We start from the raw sequence: 2460 nt of genomic DNA on the forward strand, positions 1-2460 counted from the left end.
CCATCCGTCGCTGCGAGGCCGCCTGATCTTCACCAACGCCACGCCGGGCGCCGAGGATGCCGCGTTCACCGAATGCAACGAGTGCTCGGCGGATGAGATCGATGCGCTGGTGCGTCGGGGCTATATCGTGCGTGCGCGTACCGACGATCCTGCACAAGGGCAGGGCCTTAAGAACGACGGCTCACGTCGTGATGTTGTTCTGGGCAGTGGCGCGCAGTTGATCAGCACGGACTACCCGGCGGGCGAGCCGTCGGAACACGGCTATGCTGTCGGTTTCCCCGGTGGCGCGAGGGTCCGTTGCAACCCGATTCTCACGAAGAAGGGCCAGTGCAAGGACGCCGCGCTGGACGTTGCTGTGAAGTGATGTCGCTGCCCTGGGCCTCTACGCTTGGTTGTGGCGAGAGGCTCATGGTCTATGCTTTCGCCGCTGTTCAACCGCGTTTCGGATGAAGCCAAGCTCGCCGCTGCAGAAATATCAGAGCGCGATGCGCGTAATTACCAATTCTTATCTTCGCCAACGGGTTTTTCCGCTGCGATCTTCGCGTTCTTTGGCTTGCCGCTAGTATCGCCTCTGGCCGGCACCACGCCCCCAACGGACTTGGCCTTAGGTGCAGCGGCTGTCATTACCGCGTCTCGCAACTCCATCGCTCCCGGCTTGAATCCCGAAGTATCGATCCCTTCCTCTGCAATATGCCCGTACGACATATTCGGCGTGACGCGATCGATCATGACGGTGCAGCAGGGCGTTTCTGCGCGGCCCAGCGATAGACCCGACTGCGGATCGGTCACTTCGTCACCCATGGTCACGGCCTCATAGGTCGTGCCGGCGATGACGTTGTCGCCACCCTGATTGATCACGACCTTGTTCCCGTTGGCCTGAAGCACCGTCAGCGGATAGGTATTCTGCATGATGGCGTGCACGATCTGACCATCCAGGGTGTCCATCATCAGGGCGGCGAGTCTGGGACCATCTGCCGAGGCGCCAAGCGTTGTCGGTGCTGTGTCAGGCAACGTGTACTTGAAACTCTGCGCAAGCACCAGCTGACCCGTGGCGGCATTGACGACACGGAAGGAAAGGGCGCCACCGCCGGTGTAGCTGGCGAGGGTGCGATCACTCAGGCGCAGCTGACGCTCGTGGCGCAAGTACTCGAAGCGGTCGATCGAAGGGATGACGATCAAGTCCGTTGCTAGCTGTTGACCCAGGCGAGCGGTGTCTTCTCGCTTCGCGTTACCGGAATTGATCAGCTCGATTTCCTGTGAGATCTCGGCGGTGGCATCGCGATCGAGAACGGTAAAACGGTGGGTCTGCACAAGTGCGTTGCTAATCGATGTGCGGATCTGCCCGCCGACCGCGTCGGCCGGGATGTTGCCGTCACCTACTCGGTAGGTCGTCTGGTCCGACCGGGGCAGGGCAACCACGACACGGGTGAGCTTCGCACCGGCTGCTTCGTGGTACGTCGCGACATCCGCAGCGATCTTTACTTCCCAGTGCGTACCGAATTCTGTGTGCTTCTTGTTGTAGTCGACCTTGCTCGCGCCTTCCTGATTGTCCCAGTCGCCGGACACGCGCGCCTTCTCGCTGCCGGCGGCACTGACCTCCGCATCGCCTGTAGCGGCATGTGCTTCCGCGTTCCGTTCTGCTGACGCATCAACGCTGCCCTTGCTCCAGCTTGCGTCCTTGCTGGCGGCCAGATGCTCCTCGTCCGAAGAAGTCGGCTGGTTGACCTCTTGTTGGGAAAGAATGCGGAAGTGGGTCACTGCGCCCTGGGTGTGACTGGCCAGCCAATCGGCGTACTGACTCGACGTGACGTCGAGCCGGGCGCCGTTGGCCTCGACCTGTGCGGTGTAGTTCACGGCGGTCGAGCCGGCTGCCACGCTCTTGCCGTTGACCTGTTCGATAGCGATGCGAATCGCGTGATCGACAGCTGCGTCGAGCGTAGGGCCGGCGCCTGTCGCCTCGACGTGCTCGCTCGACACTCCCCCGAAGTCTGGCTTGGGACGGGCCACGGACGGCGCAGCAGCCACGGTAGCCGTTGCTGCCGGCGCTGACGCTCCAGCGGCGGGCGCGGGCGGCTCTTCCTTGTGACAGGCGACAGCCAGGGCAACAGCGGTCGCGAGGACGCTGAGGCGAATGACGTTACGCGTGGGAGTGTCGAGACGATTCATTACGGGGCGAGTCCGCCCAGGGCGGCCGTTGCGTCGGCTGGGGCCTTCACGCCGTTGCTTTGGCCGATGGACATGGTCTTACGGAACATGTCGAAGACGCTCTTGGAGTAAGCCGGCGTGCCCTTCGCGACGACGTATCCCGCTTTCAACTTGGTGGTGCCAGCGCCCAAGCCCGCGAGACCGCCGCCGGTTACGGAGGACTTCATGGACGAGGTGAAGTGCGTCACCTGCGTGATCACGTTACGCGTACCCACGACGCCGCGGGCAAAGTGCGGAAGGCTGTTCGCGTAGTGC

3 protein-coding genes are annotated in these 2460 nt (G+C 62.7%); 1 reads left to right on the forward strand and 2 read right to left on the reverse strand.

Annotation, left to right across the window (positions count from 1 at the left end; genetic code table 11):
- The coding region (locus AC1DSN_RS21340) for a Ca2+-dependent phosphoinositide-specific phospholipase C (RefSeq protein WP_477332739.1) at positions 1-364 on the forward strand (364 nt) is incomplete at its 5' end.
- Between the two features lie 131 nt (positions 365-495).
- Here the strand turns inward: AC1DSN_RS21340 and AC1DSN_RS21345 are convergent.
- Together AC1DSN_RS21345 and AC1DSN_RS21350 are read right to left on the reverse strand one after the other, a co-directional pair.
- Positions 496-2166, reverse strand: a complete 1671-nt coding sequence (locus tag AC1DSN_RS21345) for a CsgG/HfaB family protein (protein ID WP_477294646.1) — start codon at positions 2164-2166, stop codon at positions 496-498.
- The coding region (locus AC1DSN_RS21350) for a hypothetical protein (RefSeq protein WP_477332741.1) at positions 2166-2460 on the reverse strand (295 nt) is incomplete at its 5' end. The genes AC1DSN_RS21345 and AC1DSN_RS21350, both read right to left, overlap by 1 nt.

The sequence above is a fragment of the Luteibacter sp. P4_D7_3 genome (genome assembly GCF_056401735.1).